General features: G+C 34.5%; 17 protein-coding genes. 4 read left to right on the forward strand and 13 right to left on the reverse strand.

Annotation, left to right across the window (positions count from 1 at the left end; translation table 11 throughout):
* Nucleotides 1–55 precede the first annotated feature (55 nt).
* The 9 genes from BXU11_RS17830 to BXU11_RS07630 form a co-directional block, all read right to left on the reverse strand.
* The gene (locus tag BXU11_RS17830) at nt 56–217 is read right to left on the reverse strand and encodes a hypothetical protein (protein ID WP_155959411.1); all 162 of its coding nucleotides are present in this window, start codon (nt 215–217) and stop codon (nt 56–58) included.
* Between the two features lie 133 nt (nt 218–350).
* Nucleotides 351–797, reverse strand: a complete 447-nt coding sequence (locus BXU11_RS07595) for a thioredoxin family protein (RefSeq protein WP_189318513.1) — start codon at nt 795–797, stop codon at nt 351–353.
* A gap of 82 nt (nt 798–879) precedes the next feature.
* Nucleotides 880–1,434: a hypothetical protein gene (locus BXU11_RS07600; protein ID WP_078211667.1), complete on the reverse strand. Its 555-nt coding sequence runs from the start codon at nt 1,432–1,434 to the stop codon at nt 880–882.
* A gap of 101 nt (nt 1,435–1,535) precedes the next feature.
* Nucleotides 1,536–2,549, reverse strand: coding sequence for a hypothetical protein (locus BXU11_RS07605; RefSeq protein ID WP_078211668.1), 1,014 nt, complete (start codon nt 2,547–2,549; stop codon nt 1,536–1,538).
* A 163-nt stretch (nt 2,550–2,712) separates the two neighbouring features.
* Nucleotides 2,713–4,587 (reverse strand): hypothetical protein, encoded by a 1,875-nt coding sequence (locus BXU11_RS07610; RefSeq protein WP_078211669.1) that lies wholly within the window; start codon nt 4,585–4,587, stop codon nt 2,713–2,715.
* A gap of 438 nt (nt 4,588–5,025) precedes the next feature.
* The gene (locus tag BXU11_RS18045; RefSeq protein ID WP_223253692.1) at nt 5,026–5,415 is read right to left on the reverse strand and encodes a glycosyltransferase; all 390 of its coding nucleotides are present in this window, start codon (nt 5,413–5,415) and stop codon (nt 5,026–5,028) included.
* Nucleotides 5,416–5,417: 2 nt separating this feature from the next.
* Entirely contained in the window at nt 5,418–6,251 is an 834-nt protein-coding gene (gene glgA / locus BXU11_RS07615; RefSeq protein ID WP_223253693.1) for a glycogen synthase, read from the reverse strand.
* A 1,970-nt stretch (nt 6,252–8,221) separates the two neighbouring features.
* A complete protein-coding gene (locus BXU11_RS07625; protein ID WP_078211673.1) occupies nt 8,222–9,640 on the reverse strand; it encodes an adenosine deaminase in 1,419 nt (472 codons plus the stop codon).
* A 66-nt stretch (nt 9,641–9,706) separates the two neighbouring features.
* Nucleotides 9,707–10,480, reverse strand: a complete 774-nt coding sequence (locus tag BXU11_RS07630) for a sulfite exporter TauE/SafE family protein (protein WP_078211674.1) — start codon at nt 10,478–10,480, stop codon at nt 9,707–9,709.
* Between the two features lie 235 nt (nt 10,481–10,715).
* Between BXU11_RS07630 and yaaA the strand changes: the two genes are divergently transcribed.
* The 4 genes from yaaA to BXU11_RS07650 all read left to right on the forward strand — a co-directional run bounded on the left by yaaA (nt 10,716) and on the right by BXU11_RS07650 (nt 14,711).
* Complete coding sequence (yaaA, locus tag BXU11_RS07635) at nt 10,716–11,474, forward strand: peroxide stress protein YaaA (RefSeq protein WP_078211740.1); 759 nt, start codon at nt 10,716–10,718, stop codon at nt 11,472–11,474.
* A 301-nt stretch (nt 11,475–11,775) separates the two neighbouring features.
* Complete coding sequence (locus tag BXU11_RS07640; protein WP_223253694.1) at nt 11,776–13,371, forward strand: RNA-directed DNA polymerase; 1,596 nt, start codon at nt 11,776–11,778, stop codon at nt 13,369–13,371.
* On the forward strand, nt 13,368–14,096 hold the full coding sequence (locus BXU11_RS07645; RefSeq protein ID WP_078211742.1) for a hypothetical protein: 729 nt from the start codon (nt 13,368–13,370) through the stop codon (nt 14,094–14,096). Before BXU11_RS07640 ends, BXU11_RS07645 begins: the two co-directional genes overlap by 4 nt.
* A gap of 156 nt (nt 14,097–14,252) precedes the next feature.
* Complete coding sequence (locus BXU11_RS07650; RefSeq protein WP_223253695.1) at nt 14,253–14,711, forward strand: DUF4440 domain-containing protein; 459 nt, start codon at nt 14,253–14,255, stop codon at nt 14,709–14,711.
* Between the two features lie 66 nt (nt 14,712–14,777).
* On the opposite strand, the gene BXU11_RS07655 is transcribed toward BXU11_RS07650, so the two are convergent.
* The 4 genes from BXU11_RS07655 to BXU11_RS07670 form a co-directional block, all read right to left on the reverse strand.
* On the reverse strand, nt 14,778–16,361 hold the full coding sequence (locus tag BXU11_RS07655) for a DHA2 family efflux MFS transporter permease subunit (protein WP_024980939.1): 1,584 nt from the start codon (nt 16,359–16,361) through the stop codon (nt 14,778–14,780).
* Between the two features lie 163 nt (nt 16,362–16,524).
* Nucleotides 16,525–17,604, reverse strand: a complete 1,080-nt coding sequence (locus BXU11_RS07660) for an HlyD family secretion protein (RefSeq protein WP_078211746.1) — start codon at nt 17,602–17,604, stop codon at nt 16,525–16,527.
* 7 nt (nt 17,605–17,611) lie between these two features.
* On the reverse strand, nt 17,612–18,943 hold the full coding sequence (locus BXU11_RS07665) for a TolC family protein (protein ID WP_078211748.1): 1,332 nt from the start codon (nt 18,941–18,943) through the stop codon (nt 17,612–17,614).
* Nucleotides 18,933–19,559 (reverse strand): TetR/AcrR family transcriptional regulator, encoded by a 627-nt coding sequence (locus BXU11_RS07670; RefSeq protein ID WP_024980936.1) that lies wholly within the window; start codon nt 19,557–19,559, stop codon nt 18,933–18,935. The genes BXU11_RS07665 and BXU11_RS07670 overlap by 11 nt, the downstream gene beginning before the upstream one ends.
* Nucleotides 19,560–19,629 lie beyond the last annotated feature (70 nt).

Raw genomic sequence — 19,629 nt, forward strand, 5'->3', positions numbered from 1 at the left:
AAAAAAAAAATAATAATGAAATTGCTATTGATTTTAATTTTATTCCTTTTTTTATTTAATCACAACTACAATCAAATTCTTTAGCAATTTCTTCACAAGTCAGGTCACTTTGGCTTTGAATATTTAATTCAGAACAAGGAGTTTTATCATCATCTTTTGAGCAGGAACTATTAGTTACTCCGATTACTATTCCAAATAGTAAAATTAGTTTTTTCATAAGTTTATGTTTGATTAATAATTCATTTGGTTTGAAAAATACTTAGAATGTTTTTTATTTCAACATAGACGTTTTCGCCTCACACTTTAATGGTTTGTATGTTTCGAGGAACGGTGAAATAGTACTTAAATTTTTACTGTTTAGTTGTTAGTTCAAGAAGTCTATTGTATGTTTTTTCAAAAGATGTCAATCCTTTACTAATTACTGATTTAGTAACCTCATTTTTATCTATTAAAATAAGACTAGGCAATGCATTTGTCTGATATTTATTTTTGAAAAAATCATAATCTTTATAGACTTTTGAACTCATATTTATGTGTCTATCTAAATTTATCTCAAGAATTATTAACCTGTCTTCTGCAAGTTTTATAAACGCTGTATTTTGAAAGACATTTTTTTTCATTTTTATACAAGGTTTACACCATTCAGAACCCGTAAGAACAATCAATATATCTTTATTTTGCTTTAAAGCTTCACTTTTTGCAACCTCATAATCTGTGTACTTAATAATTTGAGCTTCACTGTAATTTGATATTAAAAGAATAACTATAACTATCAAACTTGTTCCGAGTTTTTTCATTTTTCTGTTGTTAAGGTTTTTTTGTGGTCTTACTGATAATAATCTGTTACTACAGTGGGGTCGCGCAGTATACTTCAAAGGTTTATATTTTTTTATGATTGGCATTTATCGCATAAACTAAAGCTTTTTCATTCGACAGATTTTCACCAAAATCAAATTTAATAGACCAATGCTCTAGATTATTAATACTTTTCAAATAAATCCGATTCTGTTTAATAAAAATGTATATTCGTTCACCTGAATGTCTACTGTAGCTTAAATATTCGTCGTAACCTCTGATTGGAATTGTTTTGAAAACCATCTCAAGCTTATCATCTTTTTCGATTTTCCATTTTCTCTTTTCAGCCAAGTTTAAAATTTTATTTCTAAAGTCTAAAACAGGATTCTCAAGGATTGTCATTTTCAAACGATTCAATTTCACCTTAAAAGAAACCAAGCCAATTATGAGAAAAATTAAACTATATTTAGGTAACGTTTCTTCAAAACTAATAGTAGAGAATTGTTGAAAACCATTTGTGATTGACATTAAACTAGCAAAAAGACATAAAAAGGGAACTTTGAAATAAATGATTTTTTCAAATGTATCTAATTGAAGTCTTTGGGTTTCTAGTGATTTTATGATATAATCTTTTTCCACTTTTTTATTATTATAGATAAGCTAAGGTTATGGTAATAAAATAGATGCGTTTGCGTAGCATATTTCCGCTGTTTGTATGCTTCGTGGAGCAGGGATGTTTATTATATTACGATTTCTCTATAAATTCCAATTGGACTGACTGAAACTTTTGGATAATACACCTCGAAAAATTTTTCTAAACCTTGTATTGCATTGAAAACTCCTCCAAAGGCTTTTTCATAAACTTTTTCTTCAGTTAACTCGGTTTCATCTATGTAATTAAATTCATCACTTGGTTTTACTCGTTCATCAATTAACTGAGGACAAGAAGTAATAATTCCAAAAATTGTGAGTTTAATATTTGGTCTGCTACCATATGTATAGATTACATTTTCAAAAGAACCATTAACTAAAAATTCATTTTTTAAATTTGACATAATTTGAAATTCAGGAAAATCGTCAAATGGTATAAGTTTGAAATTAAGGCGATTTGGATTAAAAGTTGACATAAAAACTTTAATTCTTTCGACAAATGTTTCATCTAGAAGATTTGTTCCTGATAATTGTTGAATAATTTCGTCAAATTTCTTTTCAGTAACTTTTAATTGATTTATCTCTTTTTGATTATGTGCTCTTTTAAGACTTTTCTTTTTACCGTCAATTTCTTTTTTCAGATTTAATATTTCTGGATTATTTTCGTGTGCAGAACCAAATATAAGTCTTTGTATTTCATTAAAATTTTCAAGAACATTTGTAAACCGTTTATAGTCTTCAAAAGTACACCAGCCAGTTGCCTTAACATAAGTATATTTAGGAACTTTTTCGAGGAAATCATTAAAAGTGTTGTCAAATTCTGTATTCAGTTCTTTTAGAGTATTACTTTCAAATAATTTACTTTCAATATCATTTAGTAGTTCATGATAAATTTCAAGTTTTTCTGTTTTAACAGTTTTTTCTCTGTCGTTTAGTCCAGTTTTTGCACTAACTATTTTTAAGTCAAAGCCTAATTCAGAATTTCCACCGCTTTCGCTTTCAAATGCTCTTGTGATTTCATTTAATAATCCACCGCCGAGCTGACTTTGAAGCGATTTCGCTTTTTCATAATCAAAATAAATAAAATCTTTTATTGTTTTCATTTTAGCAGTTTCGTTTTAAATATCGCCCAACGTTCCCGCGCTACAAGCAGTTTGGGACTAAATTAAGCCCATTATTCGGATTTGCCAAATCTTCCAAATACAAAACCAATTTCAAATTAAGCCTATTGCCCAAATTGCTTGTAGCGTGTGTTGGCGGTAGTATTTACTCGAAATTACCCAATATAGATGAAATTTTATTTTCTAATAAATTATATGCAATTTTTCTAAATTTTGTTACTGCTCTCTTTGTCTGTTCAGTAATAATAAAATCTTTAAGTTTTTGTAAAAATATCTTATCAGGATTCAGTTCAGAATACACTTGATGAGAATATCTTTTATCTATGTAAAATGCCAGTTCAATGACATGATTATTGCTGATTTTTTTAAAACTGCTTAAAAATTTATTAAAATCAAAATTGGAAAAAAATGGAGTAAAATACAACTCATTAGAGCTATCCTGAATTTCCTCCATGAATTGTGCAAAATCAGTTTTAAATAGAGTAAAAATTGATTCTAATTCATCCGACTGATTTTCTTTTTTTACGCTTTCATTTATTAATATACAATGATCAACAATTTCTTTTATCTCATTGTAAAATTCATCATCCGAACGAATGTTTATACGGAAAGAAAGATGTTGATTATACTTGTAATTTTTTTTTCCGACGATTATTCCTTTCTTAAACCTTTTAATAAGTTTTTCTAAATTGAAATTAATTACATTATTAAATCGGGTTGCATATCGAAATATTGAAGGATACTCTTCTAGTTCGTATTCACCTTTGTCAACATATTCTAGAATTTTTTTTGTAAAAGTCTTATAATCAGTTAAACTCAAATCAATACATTGCCAATAATTTAATTTTGCAAGTATTTTTTGCCTTTCAGGAATATTATTTCCTTCAAATCTATAAATAAGATTTATATCATTTACTAATTCTTCAATTTGAAAGGAAGACTCTCCTATGATATAGTTAAAAATTGATTTGAAAAATAATTTTTTCGTTTGTTCATCTTCAAAATATGTTTCTTTAAAGAAGTCAGTGTAATCTTTTTCATTTGATTTATCTTCTTTGTCACCAAGAAAAGGCGAAAGATTAAAAGAAAAGCTATTATATACATTTTCAATTTGACTGAAATTTGATGAATTTAAATTACCTAATTTATATTCAATTGCAATTGGTAGTGTAAATACCAATAACTCGACTGTTAATTTATCCCTAATGTCTTTATACTTTTCATCGGCTTTTAGTAAGACGTCAGCTTTTAAAAAGATAATTTTGAAATGCTCTAGAAAAAAAAGAAGGTTTCGTAAATTGTTTTTATTTTTTTCAATTTGTGTAGTTATATAACCCTTATTTATGGTTAAAAAATCAAAATAATTTTTGGACTCTTTTTCATATTTTGCCTTTATTATTTCATCATATATTATACTCACGTTGGTTTTAAACGTTATGGAAACACCTATTACTTTTTCTCTTAAAACAGCGTAAGTATCATTTTCAATATCTGCTTCATTTCTGAGTTCTTCCTCATTAGCTATTAATAATATTTTGGCATTTAAATTTTCTACAAGATTATTTACAAAGCCAAAGAATTCCTTTATATCAAGTATCGGACTTTTTCTATCAATGTCATCAATGCATAATAAAATTTTATTGAATTCGATCAAATCGGAACTAGAAGTATTTGTATCACTTAATAATTCTTTAAAATCAGAGCCTGAGAGAAATTTATAAACGCTTTTTCCAAGACCAGCAAAAATTTTGACACCTTTATTTTTTAAAATAGGATATAGTTCAATAAAAATTTGGTTTTGAATTTCTTCAATCGAATTCACTCCAAATAATGATATTAAAATCGGAATGTATGTTTCTTCTTTTTTTGACCCAGGAATTTTTAGAGTTTTTATTACAGGAAATAGTTCGTTTTTTATATAATGAGTTTTGCCTATCCCATAATCTCCATTAACAATGATTGCATAATTGGTTTCTAATTCTAAATATTCTTGTATTCTTTGAGTAAGTTGTTCGTTCATTGTTATTGATATGTTGAAATATTCTAACTAACGTTTTTTTAATGTTCTGAAAATTAATTTATTGTATTTTTTAATATTTGTTTAAATTTTCACTTTCAATCGTTAGCTGAAGGAGTCAATTTGGGCGAAAATATGGGGTATTACCGCCAACTAGCATATAGGTCTGATAAAATAATACTTATCATATCTATATTAGAACTATAGGTTTCACTGTATTAAGACTTTTTTATTTCTCAAATATATCCTTTTTCCTGTAAAAAAGATAAAAAAATTCTGAAATATTCTATGGTGTTTGGTTGCCTTAAACTCCCGTGATTGCCCGCGTGAGGGATAGGAATAAACTACCGAAGTAGTATGGATAGCCCGACCGCAGGAACGCAAAGGGGCAAATAACACGCTTGCTATTCGCCCCTTTGTGGTACTGGGGTCACGCCCCAATTATGCTTTTTCTTTTTCGAAACGGTCTATGACTTCTTGGTAATAGGCCAAGGTGGTTTTGGCGATGGAGGCCCAACTGAATTGGTTGAGTACGCGTTGGCGACCGGCTTTTCCCATTTGGTTGGCCAAGGCTTCGTTGTCGAGCAAGAGATTGACTTTGGTGGCAAAATCTTGTTGGAAGGCTTGTGGATTGGCGGGGTTAAAATCGGTTCGGGAAACGGGGGCGAGGGGTACCAAAAATCCGGTTTGTCCTTCGACGATGATTTCGGGTATGCCTCCTACGGCGCTTCCTACTACGGGTGTTTCGCAGGACATTGCCTCGAGATTGATGATGCCAAAGGGTTCGTATAGCGAGGGGCAGGCGAAAACGCGGGCGTGGCTGTAGAGCACTTTTACTTTTTCTCTTGGAGCATTTCGGAGATGAGGATGACGCCTTCGCGGGTGGCTTTTAGCTCGGCGATGAGTTGTTCGGTTTCGGCGGCGATTTCGGGGGTGTCCGGGGCGCCTGCACACAATACGATTTGGCAATTGGCATTGAAATGTTGTGCCGCAGCGATGAGTTGCGAGATTCCTTTTTGGCGCGTGATGCGTCCCACAAACAGCACAAACGGAATGTTGGGGTCGATGCCTAATTCGGTCAACAGCGCATCATCAAAAGTGGGTTGGTAAAAATCAGGGTCGATGCCGTTGTGAATCACCGTAACTTTTTCGGGTGCTACGCCATAGGCTTCGATGACATCGGTTTTCATTTGTTCGCTTACGGCTATCACACCATCGGCAGAGGCATAGGCGTGTTGCTCTAACCAGCGCGATAGGAAATACCCATTGCCGAGTTGCTCGACCTTCCAAGGGCGGTGGGTTTCGAGACTGTGGGTGGTCAAAATGAGCGGAACCTGCAGCAATTCGCGTGTAAATACGCCTGCCAAATGGGTGTACCAAGTGTGGCAGTGCACAATGTCGGCCTCAGGCGTGGCTTGTGCCATCTCGACATTTTTGCTCAGGTTATGAAACATTTTGATGTGTGCATTGCTTGGGTCTTCCATCTTGGTCAAGCTGGAGGTGATGCCTTGCACGTGCATATTTTCGGTAGTTTCGGATTGTGCCCCAAAACAGCGGACTTCTACTTGGGCGAGTTTGGCCAGTTCTTGGCTTAAAAAATCGATATGTACTCCCGCACCACCATAAATGTGCGGAGGAAATTCATTACTGTAAAGGGCTATTTTCATACGCAGATATTATTTGTTTTTTAAAGGAATATGTAATTCGCATATCTCTTTAACTGTATTAACGACAAATTAACGGTTATGCTCATTTCATAAAAAAACATTTAGAGAAGTAAAAAAGCTTTGTTTTTTGTCTTTATAAAACTATAAAATTTCAGTGAGAAAGTAGCCGTGAATTTGATGATAATTTGAAACGGAATCGACTTAATTTGTAGTATTTATGATTTTTTGTGGTAATTGTTTTTTTTATGACAATTTGATAGCTGAGTGCGGGTTAGAGGTAAAGTTTTGAAAAGATAGTTTGTGTCTCGGTATCTCGGTTTGAAATTGGTCTCGCAAAGGCGCTGACAATGTCTTTAAGTTAAGGAATTACTCTTTTTGTTTTCACGCAGATTTCGCAGATTTACGCAGAAAAATTAGTTAAAATCTGTTGAATCTGCGTGCTATTTTTTCTTTTTCCTCTTAACTTAATGACATTGAAGGCGCAGAGGTGCAAAGAGTGGAATTTTGAAAAATTCAATAGGGATGGGCTTTAGCTCATTCTTTATTATGAGTTTAGTAGTAGGCTTTAGCCAAAATAGTACCCTAGTTTCGGCTAAAGCCTTTATATCTTTTATTATTAGGTCATCTCGCTAAAACGGGATGCAATTGATTTTAGTACAATCTATTAACAAGCCTTGTTGTGTTTTTTTGATAGGAATTTAATGGAGGTTTTTTTTGGGGATGTTTTTTGGGGATGTTTTTTTGGGAATAAAAAAGTGGAGTTGGTCTCGCAAAGGCGCAGACAATGTCATTGAGTTAAGGAATTACTCTTTTTGTTTTCACGCAGATTTCGCAGATTTACGCAGAAAAATCTGTTAAAATCTGTTGAATCTGCGTGCTATTTTTTTCTTTTTCCTCTTAACTTAATGACATTGAAGGAGCAGAGGCGCAAAGAGCAGAATGCTGAAATATTCAATAGGAATGGGCTTTAGCTCATTCTTTACAATGAGTTTCGTGTTAGGCTTTAGCGAAAATAGTACCCTAGTTTTGGCTAAAGCCTTTACCTCTTTATCATTATGTCATCCTGCAAAAGCGGGATGCAATTGATTTTAGTACAATCTATTAACAAGCCTTGTTGTGTTTTTTTGATAGGAATTTAATGGAGGTTTTTTTTGGGGATGTTTTTTGGGGATGTTTTTTGGGGATGTTTTTTTGGGAATAAAAAAGTGGAGTTGGTCTCGCAAAGGCGCAGACAATGTCATTGAGTTAAGGAATTACTCTTTTTGTTTTCACGCAGATTTCGCAGATTTACGCAGAAAAATCTGTTAAAATCTGTTGAATCTGCGTGCTATTTTTTTTCTTTATCCTCTTAACTTAATGACATTGAAGGCGCAGCCGCGCAAAGAGTGGAATGCTGTAATATTCAATAGGGATGGGCTTTAGCCCATTCTTTATTATGAGTTTAGTAGTAGGCTTTAGCCAAAATAGTTCCCTCGTTTTGGCTAAAGACTTTGCATCTTTATCATTATGTCATCCCACTAAAACGGGATGCAATTGATTTTAGTGCAATCCATTAACAAGCTTGTTGTGTTTTTTTGATAGGAATTTAATGGAGGGTTGTATTTTTTGGATGCTTTTTTTGGGAATAAAAATATGAAATTGGTCTCGCAAAGGCGCAGAGGCGCAAAGAGTGGAATGCTTAAATATTCAATAGGGATGGGCTTTAGCCCATTCTTTACAATGAGTTTAGTAATAGGCTTTAGCCAAAATTGTACCCTAGTTTCGGCTAAAGCCTTTGCCTCTTTATCATTATGTCATCCCGCTAAAGCGGGATGCAATTGATTTAGTACAATCAATTGTCTTGTTGTATTTTTTTGGATGCTTTTTTTTTGGGAATAAAAAAAGCCGCTTCTTTTCAGAAACGGCTTGCAGAATTAAGCGCTACATCACAAATCTTATTGTGGGATAGCTACTCATTTAAGATCAGAAAATCATTGTAACTTAAATTGTGCTTCGAATTTTTTAAATCGGTAATCCAAATCTTCTAGTACTTGTTCTTTTACTTTAGACTCTTCGATAAAGCTATATCGGATGCTGTTGTACACATAATCCTTGATGTCTTTGTAGCTTACTTGTGGGTATCTTTTGGCCAAAAGCACATATTGCTCGGTGAGATTGGTTCTTAAAATACCAGCATCGTCCGTACTAATTACGATGGGAACACCAAATTCTTTGTACAAACTAAACGGATGGCGATTCTCTTTTACTTTAAGTATAAACTCGTTACTAGTTAAATTGATTTCGATAGCGATTTTGTTTTTCGCCATATAACGCAATAGCTCGTAGTTGTTTTTTTCGTAAGCCAAATCTACGCCGTGCCCAATTCTGTTCGCGCCTGCGGTATATACGGCTGCGTTGATGTGCCACGTTAGTTCTTCGGGTTGCACCAATCCTAGGGTCAGTTCACCGGCATGCATGCTGTATTTTACTTTTGGAAATTTGGTATGACAGTATTTATAAAACAACATATGCAATTCATAATCTTTCATGGCTGTAGCCCCATCTTCAGGCGAAACGATATTCACGCCATCGATTAGTGTACTATTATCAGCAGAAATAAAAGCGATTACTAAGTTCTTAAACAAGTCTACTGGCTCCATAAAGCGCAACACAAAATTTTGATAGCGCATGGTGAATTGTGCGTCATCAATCTTGAGGTCGTTATGCATTTTGGCTACAAAATTGGTATTGAAATTAGAAGCGTATTTTGCAGCCTCTCTTTTGGAGAAAGTAGCAAACAGTTGGTCCAATGCTTTGAAAACCGCTTTTTCATCTTTTTTGGCTACCAAGCTTCGAAGTTCTTCGTTATAAGGTGTCAAATCCTCGGTATTCATATCACACGGAATCGTTGATAATTGCGTTTCGATATAACTTACTTGCTCTTTGATGGCGCGATTTTTCAGTTCCAAAAGCCCTTGTTCAAATGTGCCTTTGATGGTGGCTTGAAATTTCCCGAAGGATTCAAAAAACTGTTTATCAGAAGGGTAACTTATGCCGTTAAAGTCTTTGATAGACCATTTTTCGATGATTTTTTGTTGGTATAAAGGTAATGCTCCATTTTTCTGAATCATTTCAAAATTTTCCCAAATCCCGTCTTTTCCTTTTTCTGGCTGTACTTCTAAGGTTTCTAAATTGAGGTAAAAATTGTTTTTAATAGCGTAGGCTATAAGCGGTTCGGCATAGACAGAGCCAGAGTAGTGGTGGTGCAAATCGCCTCCTTTGGGCATTTGAGAAAAGAAAGCCGTGAGTTGGGCTTCGTTATTTCGGATGTTATCAAAAAAGGAGTCAACAGTTTGTGCGGTTCCAAATACGGTACTTAGTAGCACTAAAAAGAGCGAAATCTTTTTCATACTTTTTATGGTTTAGTAGATTTGGGGTGCAAAAATAGGAAAAAAAAACAATTTTTGTATACGCAATTATAAAATACCCAAAATCAATAAAATAGCAAAAAGTATCAAGAAAAGGGCTACCAACATCTGAATGGTTTTTAAGGTCACTTTCCCTAGCAATCGATTCCCCCAAAATGCTCCAATAAAAGCCGAAAGTGTGGCGCACATGATGAGAGTAAAGTCAATATCCATTGCTTCCTCGGGTAAATTTTCAATATATACCCCCATTCTCGAAAGGTCGATCACGGTAGCAATCACAACACCTGTTCCAATAAACGATTCTTTTGATAAACCAGCTCTGATCAAAAAAGCGGAGCGCATAGCCCCTTGCATGCCAGATAATCCTCCAAAAAAGCCACTCAGCATTCCACCCAAGGGCATGTATTTTTTATCAAAAGTAAGCTTGGACCACGAGGGCACCACATCAACAAAAGCAAAAAACAAAAGAATTATTCCAATTCCTACTTTGATCGGAAGAATATAAAAGGTTTCGCCCACAAACGTATAACTTCCCAGCGCTTCCATGTCATTTATAATCGAAAGGGCATAAGCCCCAAGTGCAGCAAATATAAAAGCCGGCACACCAAAATACAACAACACTTGTCTGTTGGCATTTTTGCCTAAAAGAATAAGTTTGAAAAAATTATTCAAACAATGCACAATGGCCGTCAAAAAAATCGCAATTTCTATGGGGAAAAAAAATCCGAAAAAAGGGAACAAAATAGTCCCTAAACCAAAACCTGAAAATAAGGTAAGGCCCGAACCCAACAAAGCAACAATACAAATTAGGAAATAATCCATAAATTAATTAAATGAAGCGCCAAAAGTACAAATTTTACACTTTGAATTACAAGTGATTATGCAACTATTAAAGAAAACGATTTCAAACGTCAAAAAACTAATATTCAAATTGTATTTTTGAAAACAAAGAAAAGTCAGTTATGAAATCGCCATTTATAAAAGGTTTGTTGCAAACAAACACCGATAAGTACAAGACGATACCATATATGACCGCTAACAAATATCTTTTACATATATGAAAATTGTTATATCGCCAGCCAAGTCCTTAAATTTCGAGAAAGAATTACCCGTTGAAACTTTTACACAGCCTGCTTTTTTAAAGCAATCCAAAATCGTGCACGCCGAATTGCAACTCAAAACGCCCAAAGAATTAGCTAGCCTGATGTCGATTTCGGATAAATTGGCCGACTTGAATTGGCAGCGCAACAAAGATTGGAAAACCCCATTCAAACCCAGCAATGCTCGCCCTGCGGTGTACGCTTTCGATGGCGATGTCTACACTGGTCTAGATGCTTACACGCTTTCCGAAGACCAATTGCCACTGTTGCAAGACCGCTTGCGCATCCTTTCGGGCTTGTATGGCTTGCTCAAACCCTTAGATTTAATTCAGCCGTACCGCTTAGAAATGGGAACCAAAATGCCTGTAGGCGAGAGTCAAAACTTATACCAATTCTGGAAAACCACCTTGACCCAAGCGTTGAACAAGGAACTCAAAAAAGACGAACTGTTTGTCAATTTGGCGAGCAACGAATATTTCTCTGCCGTGGATGCCAAGGCGCTCAATGTGCCTGTAATCACGCCCGAGTTCAAAGACTACAAAGACGGAAAACTAAAAATGATTAGTTTTTTTGCCAAAAAAGCCCGCGGAATGATGGTGCGCTACATCATCGACACCCAAGCCGAAACCATCGACGACCTAAAAGGCTTCAATTACGACGGCTATGCCTTTGATGCCAATTTATCCAAAGGCAACCAACTCGTTTTTACCCGATAACCTATTTTTTAAAATTATTTGGGCGTGACCCCATCCACCCAAAGGGGCGAATAGCAAACGTGTTATTCGCCCCTTTGTCTGGCTACGGTCGGGCTATCCATACTACTTCGGTAGTTTATTCCTATCCCTCACGCGGCAATCACGGGAGTTAACGTAAAAACAGTAATGAATATTTCAGAAAATTTTATGTTTTTTTGTAAGGAAAAGGATATATTTGGGAAAGAAAAAGTTAGGCTACTGTCAGACCTTTATACAAGTTATGCCTAATTTTCGGATTCTGCTAAAAATGAACAATATAAATATGAAAGACAATTTCAAAAAAGCTTTACAAAATATAATAAGACACGGAGATACTGACGTATTTCCATTTCCATTTGAAAGACATCTTTTTGATGAGAGATTGGATGATTCCGTAAAAATTTTGGAAAACATACACAAAGATATAGAAAAGGCTTTGAGTGAATCTCCACCATTGACCTTAGTAAAGTTAAGTCAAGTTGGGTATTATGGTTTCAGGCAAGCTACAATGATTGAACCTTTTTGGAATGCTTACTTTTTAAGTTTAGTTATTGCTTTAGCTGAAAACATTGAAAATACGAGAATAAAAGAAGAGGACAAAAAAGTTTTCTCCTATAGATTTGAATGGAATGAGACTAAAAAATCACTTTTTAAAGAATCGAATTGGATAGATTATAAAAAACAATGTGTTGAATTTTCTAAATCATACGAAGTTGTTCTTCAAACTGATATTTCAAATTTTTATCCACGAATAAATCATCACAAACTAGAAAACGAATTAAAAAGAATTGACAATATAACAGATATTCCAAAAAAAATAATCAAACTTTTAAGTGTCTTTTCAGGAACAATATCTTACGGGCTTCCTGTTGGTGGTCCAGCATCCAGAATATTGGCTGAACTTGCTTTGAATCATACTGATTTTCATCTAAAAGCTAGAGGAATAATATTTTGTAGATATGCTGATGATTATACAATTTTTTGCAATTCAGAATCTGAAGCATATAAAATACTGATATTGTTATCTGAAAAATTATCAAACGACCAACTCGGACTTCAAAAGAACAAAACAAAAATAATGTCATCAACTGAATTTAGAGATATTCATCAGTTTTTAGACCCTAAACCTACTGATGATGATATTTCAGAAGAAGAACAAAAACTTTTAAATATATCTATTCGTTTTGACCCATATTCGGCAACTGCTGATGAAGATTATGAAACACTAAAAGAGGCAATTAGAGAAATAGACATAATTGGAATACTTTCTAAAGAAGTTAATAAAACAAGAATTGATCAAACTGTAACAAAACAGGCTATTAATTCTATTAAAGTTTTATCAAAACTTAGTCAAGTACAAGCAGTAAAAATACTACTTGACCAAAACAACTTAATAACACTTTCTCCAGTATTCACAACCATTATACGTTCTGTAAGAAGTATTTATGATGATTTAGGAAATGATGGAAAAGAATTAGTTGATAGTTCATTGTTAGAACTATTTAAAAATGATAGTTATTTAACTAAAATTGAAATTAATCTGAATTATTTAGTTCAAATATTATCTATTGAACATTCACAAGAAAAAGAAGAATTATTTGTCAAACTATATGAAAGCGAAACCAATCATTTCCTAAAACGCCAAATAATTGTTGCAATGGCAAATTGGAATTGTCATTATTGGTTAGTAGATGTAAAAAATCAATTTACAACTATGACAACTTGGGAAAGAAGAGCTTTTATTTATGCTTCTTTTATACTTGGTGATGAAGGTAAGCATTGGAGAAGTCATAATAAAAACCTATTTAGTAAGGAAGAAAGTCTTATTAGAGATTGGTGTAGCGATAGACATCAAATTAAAAAGACAATATTAGTATGATAACTGAGAGAGATATTGCTGAAAAATTCAGTATAATATGGAAACAACATTTCCCATTATTAACCCCAAACTTCATGCGGGTTTTTAATGAAGCAAAAATATTTAATATAAACGCTCCAATTCCAATAAATGAAAACGTTCGAAATGACATTGTTTCTGAAATTGCATTCAATATTGTAGAAAAAATTACAATTGAAAAAACTAAAGTTGAAGTATTTATCAATGATGAGAATATATTAAAAAAAATAATTGAAGTAACTGCAAAAGCCATTTGGAAATCAGGAAATTATTCTGAAAATGATTTAATTTTAAATGACTATGAGTTAAATGAAATTAAAAGAATTTGTAATAATACCATAGAGTTTATTGAAAAATTAAAGAAATCTGAACTACAATTTAAACCTGAATTTAAAGGTTATAGTTTTATACCAGATTTAATTGGAGATTTATCAATTGATGATACTTTGTTTGAAATTAAAACGGTAAACAGAAATTTTAAATCAAGTGATTTAAAACAATTGTTTATTTATTTAGCATTACAACAAGTCTCAACTGGTCAGAATTGGAAAAATGCTGGATTATACAATCCAAGAAAAGGTACATATTGCATATTTAATGTTAAAGGTTTAATTTATAATTTAACAGGTGGAAAGTCACCTAATGAAGCATTTGAAAATTTACTTGATGGTTTGACAAGAGACATACAATTAGATTCTAAATTCTAAAAAAAACTGGGCATAACACACGCTAGAATGCATTTCGGTAATTGGTTTAATTTAAAAATAGTTTTGTATTTGAGATGTTTAGGTAAATCCTAAGATAAGGTTTAATTTAATTCCAACTCCAGTACAAATAAACGTAAAACTGTAATCTCATCAACAATGAAAAAATATAACACCCTACTTTTGATGCTATTTTTCACTACAATAGCAATCGCTCAAGGTTCCATTGAAGCCCACAAAAAACAGTTTCAAAATTTAGTACAAGAATCGTTTGACGAAATTTGGTCAAAACTAGAAGCTAAAAACATTGAGAAATATTACACCAAAGATTTCTTGCTTTTGGAACACGGAGAAGTTTGGAATAACGATACCATCGCAACCTATTTGAATAAAGCCAAGCTCAAATTACCCATCCCAAACCGAGTAAACAAAATTGAAATCATTGATGTCAAAGTCAATAACAAAACCGCTTGGGTGGCTTATCACAACTACGCCACCATTTCCATTGACGATAAAATCATTCGAAAAGTACATTGGCTAGAAAGCGCCACAGCCATTTTAACCGATAGAGGTTGGAAGTTCGATATGCTGCACTCCACGCGTGTTAAAAGCGAATAAAAAAGCTAAAGACTATGAGTTATACAACCAAAAAGCCGATTTCAGTACTAGAAATCGGCTTTTTCGTTAATGCATTGCATCGGCAGGATTGATTTTGTTTTTTCCTTTTTTAATCAAAAGAATGAAAGGAATACAAAACAAAAACAAATAGCCTAAATACAGAAAGATATCCGAAAAGGTGAGGACAGCCGCTTGTTGTGTAATCATCAACTCGAGCGATTTATAGGCTTTGGATAGGGCTTCGTTGATAGAATATCCTTTCGACATGAATCCCATCTGCAATTGATGTACTCTTTGTTGCACTTCAAACGACGTTTTATCCAAATAGCCAATCATATTCACCCGATGTTCTTGATTGATTCGAGCAATATACGTGGTGATGATGGCAATACCAAATGAACCTCCCAATTGACGCATCATTCCAGTAAAGGCCGCTCCTTCGCCGATATGTTTGCCGGAAAGGGTAGAGAGAGAAAGCGTTGTGATAGGCACAAACAACAGCCCTAAACCTACTCCTCGCAAGATTAAAGGCCAGTACATATGCTCGACACCCGAATCAGGTGTAATCACCAAATGCATCCAATACGTAAAAACAAAAAAGATAAAAAATCCCGCAGCAACTAAATACGCTTGTGGCACTCCTTTTTGAATCATTTTGCCAATAAAAGGCATCATCACTCCAGTAGTAATCGAACTCGGAATCAGTAATAATCCGGCATCTGTGGCACTCCATCCCAAAATGGATTGGGTGTAAATGGGAATAATGAAAGTAGAGCCATACAATCCAAAACCAAGGATAAAACACATTATGGTACCAATGCGTAAATTAGAATCTTTCAGCACTCGCAGATTTACAATCGGGTGTTCGTAAGTGAGTTCTCGCCAAATGAAAAACAACAGACCAAAGAACGAAACAATGCTCAACGTCACGATTACCGAATTATTGAACCAATCGTCTTGTTGTCCGTGTTCCAACACAAATTGAAGCGATCCAATAAATGCAGTTAGGAACACAATGCCCCACCAATCGACTTGGTTGGCTTTTAATTTTGCGCCATATTTTGGACTTTTGATAAACGAAAGCGTCAGTAATGTAGCGATGATCCCAATCGGAATATTGATATAAAAGATATACGGCCATGAAAAACGGTCTACAATATACCCTCCCAATGGCGGACCTAGGGTTGGTCCAACAATAACACCCATCCCGTAAATAGCCTGTGCCATACCTCGTTTGGCCAAAGGGTAACTTTCGGTCACAATGGTTTGTGCAGTAACTAGTAGTGCTCCGCCACCGAGTCCTTGAATGAAACGAAAAGCCACCAATTCCCATATATTTGTGGCGTTCCCACATAAAAAAGAGGAAACGGTAAAGATGATAATAGATACCGCAAAATAATTGCGTCGACCAAATTGTTGGGACAACCAACTCGTCATCGGTATGATAATTACGTTGGCAATAGCATAAGCCGTAATTACCCAAGCCACATCCGTAAGTGTCGCTCCTAAACTGCCTCGCATATTGTTGAGTGCTACGTTGACAATCGTGGTATCTACCACTTCAAGCATAGCGCAAAGGACACAAGTAATCGTAATAATTACTCTTCTAAAACCATATTCTATTAAATCGTCAGCTTCTGATTGTACCATTTTTTTAGTGATTAGTCCTTAGTAATTAGTCCTTAGTAATTAGTGAATAGTCCTTAGTCTTTAGTGAATAGTCCTTAGTGAATAGTCCTTAGTGAATAGTGCGTGGCGAAGAGTCCTTAATAGTCAGCCTGCTAACAGCTAATTACTAATCACTAATAGCTATTTATTTCAAATGCACATCCACTTCGACATTCATACCAGGGCGCAACAGTTTAATTTTACTGGCATCATTGCTTTTGTCTAAACTAATTTTTACAGGCAAACGTTGGATGGTTTTTACAAAATTACCAGTGGCATTATCAGGTGGTAATAAGGAAAAAGTAGATCCTGTGGCTGGAGAAAAAGAAGTTATCGACCCTACAAATTCATAGTCAGGATAAGCGTCTACTTTCATAGAGACTTTTTGACCTATCACCATTTTGTTCAATTGCGTTTCTTTGAAATTTGCTACAACCCAAGCTTGATCGTTGTTGATAATGTAAAATAAGGATTGCCCCGCTTGCACCAATTGACCTGGTTGAATGTCTATTTTCGAAACCTGTCCGTCAATAGCTGCAGTAACAACGGTATAACTTAGGTTAATTTTTGCGGCATCCAAAACCGCTTGTGCTCTTTTGATATTGGCAGCAGCGACTTCGGTTTGTTTGTTAGAAACTCTTGATTTGGCTTCAATTACTGATTTTTGAAACGAACTCGCACGTTGTTGTTGTTGTAAAATGCGCAATTGACTTTCTGCTTCTTGTTTGGTAGCCAAGGCTTGTTCGTATTGCTGTTTAGTTATGGTGTGATTTTTATACAGATTTTCATAACGGGCAAAATCACTAGTGGCACGCCCCAATCTAATTTTTGCCGATTCGATATTGCCACCTGCCGAAAGTACATTGGCTTCAGAAACAGAGATACTGGCTAAGGCACTGCCGATGTCTGCTTTGGCTACCTCAAACCCCCCTTCAGCACCGATTAAAGCGGCTTTGGCTTCTTCAATTTTTACTAAAAAATCTTTTTTATCAATAGTAAATAAGGTATCTCCTTTTTTGACAAAATCATTGTCTTCTACATGTACTTTACTGATATAACCCGCCACACGTGGGATGATAGGGGACATGTTTTTTTCAATTTGTGCATCATCGGTTTCTTCGTGGGATTGTGAATGATTGTATTTGTAAATGCCATAAATACTGCCAAGTACTAGCAATGAAACGGTAATAATGAGGAATTTTATATTTGTTTTTTTCTGTTCCATGGTAAGGTTACTTATAATTTGATGGATTGAAGGTTTGGCTTAGTTGTCCGGTAACGGATAGTAATTCGTAATATTTTTGAATGATATTGGCTTTGCTTAAGGCTTTGTTGATTTTGGCCGTAAGTTGGTCCACATCTGCCTCTAATAAATCGTTGGTGTTCGAAAGGCCATTGTCGTATTTGTCTTTTACAATCCGATAATTCTCAGAAGCTTGGTCTATCGCTTCGGCATAGACGACATCCTGCTTTATGGCCAATTGGTAATCTTCAATGGCTTTTTGTACTTGAACTTTGATGTAGTCCGTTAAAAGTGCTTCGGTGTTGTGTACTTCAGAAGCTTTGCTTTCGGCCACTTTTACCAATGCCTCATTTTTAAGTAGACTGGTAAAATCGTACGAAATACCTACCCCAATATTCATGGCATTTTGCACGCTAACTACGTTGTGTAAATCTAATGCGGTATAACCTCCCAAAATAGCAATAGTAGGAAAATAGGCGCTACGTGCTATTTTAATGTAGGATTCGCTGGCTTTTCCTTGTAAACGAAGGGCTTCTAAATCTTTTCTGTTTTGTAAAGCTGGTTGTTCGTCAACGGGAATATTGGTCATTTGAAAATTAGCAAAATCTTTTTCGATGATTTCAATTTGAGTAGCAGAATCAAGTTTTAAGAGATTGACCAAATAAAAGTTAACGATGTTCCAATTATTAGTCGCCTCGTCGATGGCCAATTGTATTTTCGAAACTTGTAATTGTGCTTTCAATAAATCATTGCGAGGAATAATGCCATTTTTCTCTAAATCAATAAAATCAACTACCCGTTGTTTGGCGCGCTTTTGATTTTCTTTTAAGATTTCGATTGTTTTTTGGGCTTTATACAAACTCGCGTAATAGTTGACCACTTTTAAAGCAATTTCCTCTTTTGATTGGAATGCTCGAGCGGTTTCGGCTTGGTACAGGTTATCGTGTAAATCTATATTGTTTTGAATTTTAAAACCTGCAAAAACTGGTACGCTAGCCGTAAGTTGTCCCAACATTAAGCGATCCACTGGGCCGCCTGTAGGTAGTGCGGCGCTGGCCGAGTTAGGTACTAAATCAATAGTGGCATTGGTAAGCCGTTGGTATTGACCAGAAAGTTTTAAATCAGGATATTGATTGTTCTTGCTGGCTTGCAGTTCGTATTTTTTGGTAGCAACTTTAGAGGAAGCAAGCGAAATGTCGTTACTCTTGGTCCAAGCCAATTGTACGGCATCTTCAAGCTTAAGGGGTGTTTTTTCTTGAGCATTTGCCGTCGAAGTTCCCCAACACAAAATCCCAAAGACAAATAATGGGCTAATTTTCATAAATTAAAAGGGCTTTAATGGTTTGTTGTATGTGTTTGGTCAAGCTGGTCTTGACGTATTGGTTATACAAGTTTTCTGTACTTAGGTTCAATAAGTCTTTGAAATAGGTTTTATTCATATGAAAATGAAAAAAAGTACCCAAAATGGTTGGCGTGATTAATGGAATCATGACATCTTTTCGGAAAATTCCTTTTTGTTGTCCTTCATGAATGATGGCTTCTAAATACTTCAAATTGCCTTTTCGGAATTCATTGAAAGCCATTAGGTTTTGTTCTCTTTTTTTTGAATTGAATTCAAAATGTAGAATCCTATAAATTCCTTTGTTATTGTTGATCCGATTGATGTAAATTTCAATCAACTTGTTCACCTTTTCAATAGGTTCTAAATCTTCTAATAGTAAATTTTCGAGTTGACTTTTGAGATCTGTTGTTTTGAAAATAATCAGTGACTGTAGTAATCGCTCTTTCGATCCAAAGTAATAGGAGATCATAGCAATATTAATTTTTGCTATTTTAGAGATATCTCGAATTGAAGTACCATCAAAGCCTTTCTCGGCAAATAAGGATTCGGCTACTTCGAGTATTTGGATTTGCTTTTCGGTAAAGTCCGTTTTCACTCAGGTTATATTTGTTAAAGCAAAACTAAACAACTGTTTAATTTAAACAATTGTTTAGTTTTTATTTAAC

It is taken from the genome of Flavobacterium sp. LM5 (assembly GCF_002017945.1).
In the GTDB taxonomy this organism is placed as follows: Bacteria; Bacteroidota; Bacteroidia; order Flavobacteriales; family Flavobacteriaceae; genus Flavobacterium; species Flavobacterium succinicans.

Excerpts from the sequence above, each read along its gene's own strand:
- BXU11_RS17830 (WP_155959411.1), bottom strand. The coding sequence starts at position 217 with ATGAAAAAACTAATTTTACTATTTGGAATAGTAATCGGAGTAACTAAT.
- BXU11_RS07595 (WP_189318513.1), bottom strand. The coding sequence starts at position 797 with ATGAAAAAACTCGGAACAAGTTTGATAGTTATAGTTATTCTTTTAATA.
- BXU11_RS07605 (WP_078211668.1), bottom strand. The coding sequence starts at position 2,549 with ATGAAAACAATAAAAGATTTTATTTATTTTGATTATGAAAAAGCGAAA.
- BXU11_RS07610 (WP_078211669.1), bottom strand. The coding sequence starts at position 4,587 with ATGAACGAACAACTTACTCAAAGAATACAAGAATATTTAGAATTAGAA.
- glgA (WP_223253693.1), bottom strand. The coding sequence starts at position 6,251 with ATGAAAATAGCCCTTTACAGTAATGAATTTCCTCCGCACATTTATGGT.
- BXU11_RS07625 (WP_078211673.1), bottom strand. The coding sequence starts at position 9,640 with ATGAAAAAGATTTCGCTCTTTTTAGTGCTACTAAGTACCGTATTTGGA.
- BXU11_RS07630 (WP_078211674.1), bottom strand. The coding sequence starts at position 10,480 with ATGGATTATTTCCTAATTTGTATTGTTGCTTTGTTGGGTTCGGGCCTT.
- yaaA (WP_078211740.1), top strand. The coding sequence starts at position 10,716 with ATGAAAATTGTTATATCGCCAGCCAAGTCCTTAAATTTCGAGAAAGAA.
- BXU11_RS07640 (WP_223253694.1), top strand. The coding sequence starts at position 11,776 with ATGAAAGACAATTTCAAAAAAGCTTTACAAAATATAATAAGACACGGA.
- BXU11_RS07645 (WP_078211742.1), top strand. The coding sequence starts at position 13,368 with ATGATAACTGAGAGAGATATTGCTGAAAAATTCAGTATAATATGGAAA.
- BXU11_RS07650 (WP_223253695.1), top strand. The coding sequence starts at position 14,253 with ATGAAAAAATATAACACCCTACTTTTGATGCTATTTTTCACTACAATA.
- BXU11_RS07655 (WP_024980939.1), bottom strand. The coding sequence starts at position 16,361 with ATGGTACAATCAGAAGCTGACGATTTAATAGAATATGGTTTTAGAAGA.
- BXU11_RS07660 (WP_078211746.1), bottom strand. The coding sequence starts at position 17,604 with ATGGAACAGAAAAAAACAAATATAAAATTCCTCATTATTACCGTTTCA.
- BXU11_RS07665 (WP_078211748.1), bottom strand. The coding sequence starts at position 18,943 with ATGAAAATTAGCCCATTATTTGTCTTTGGGATTTTGTGTTGGGGAACT.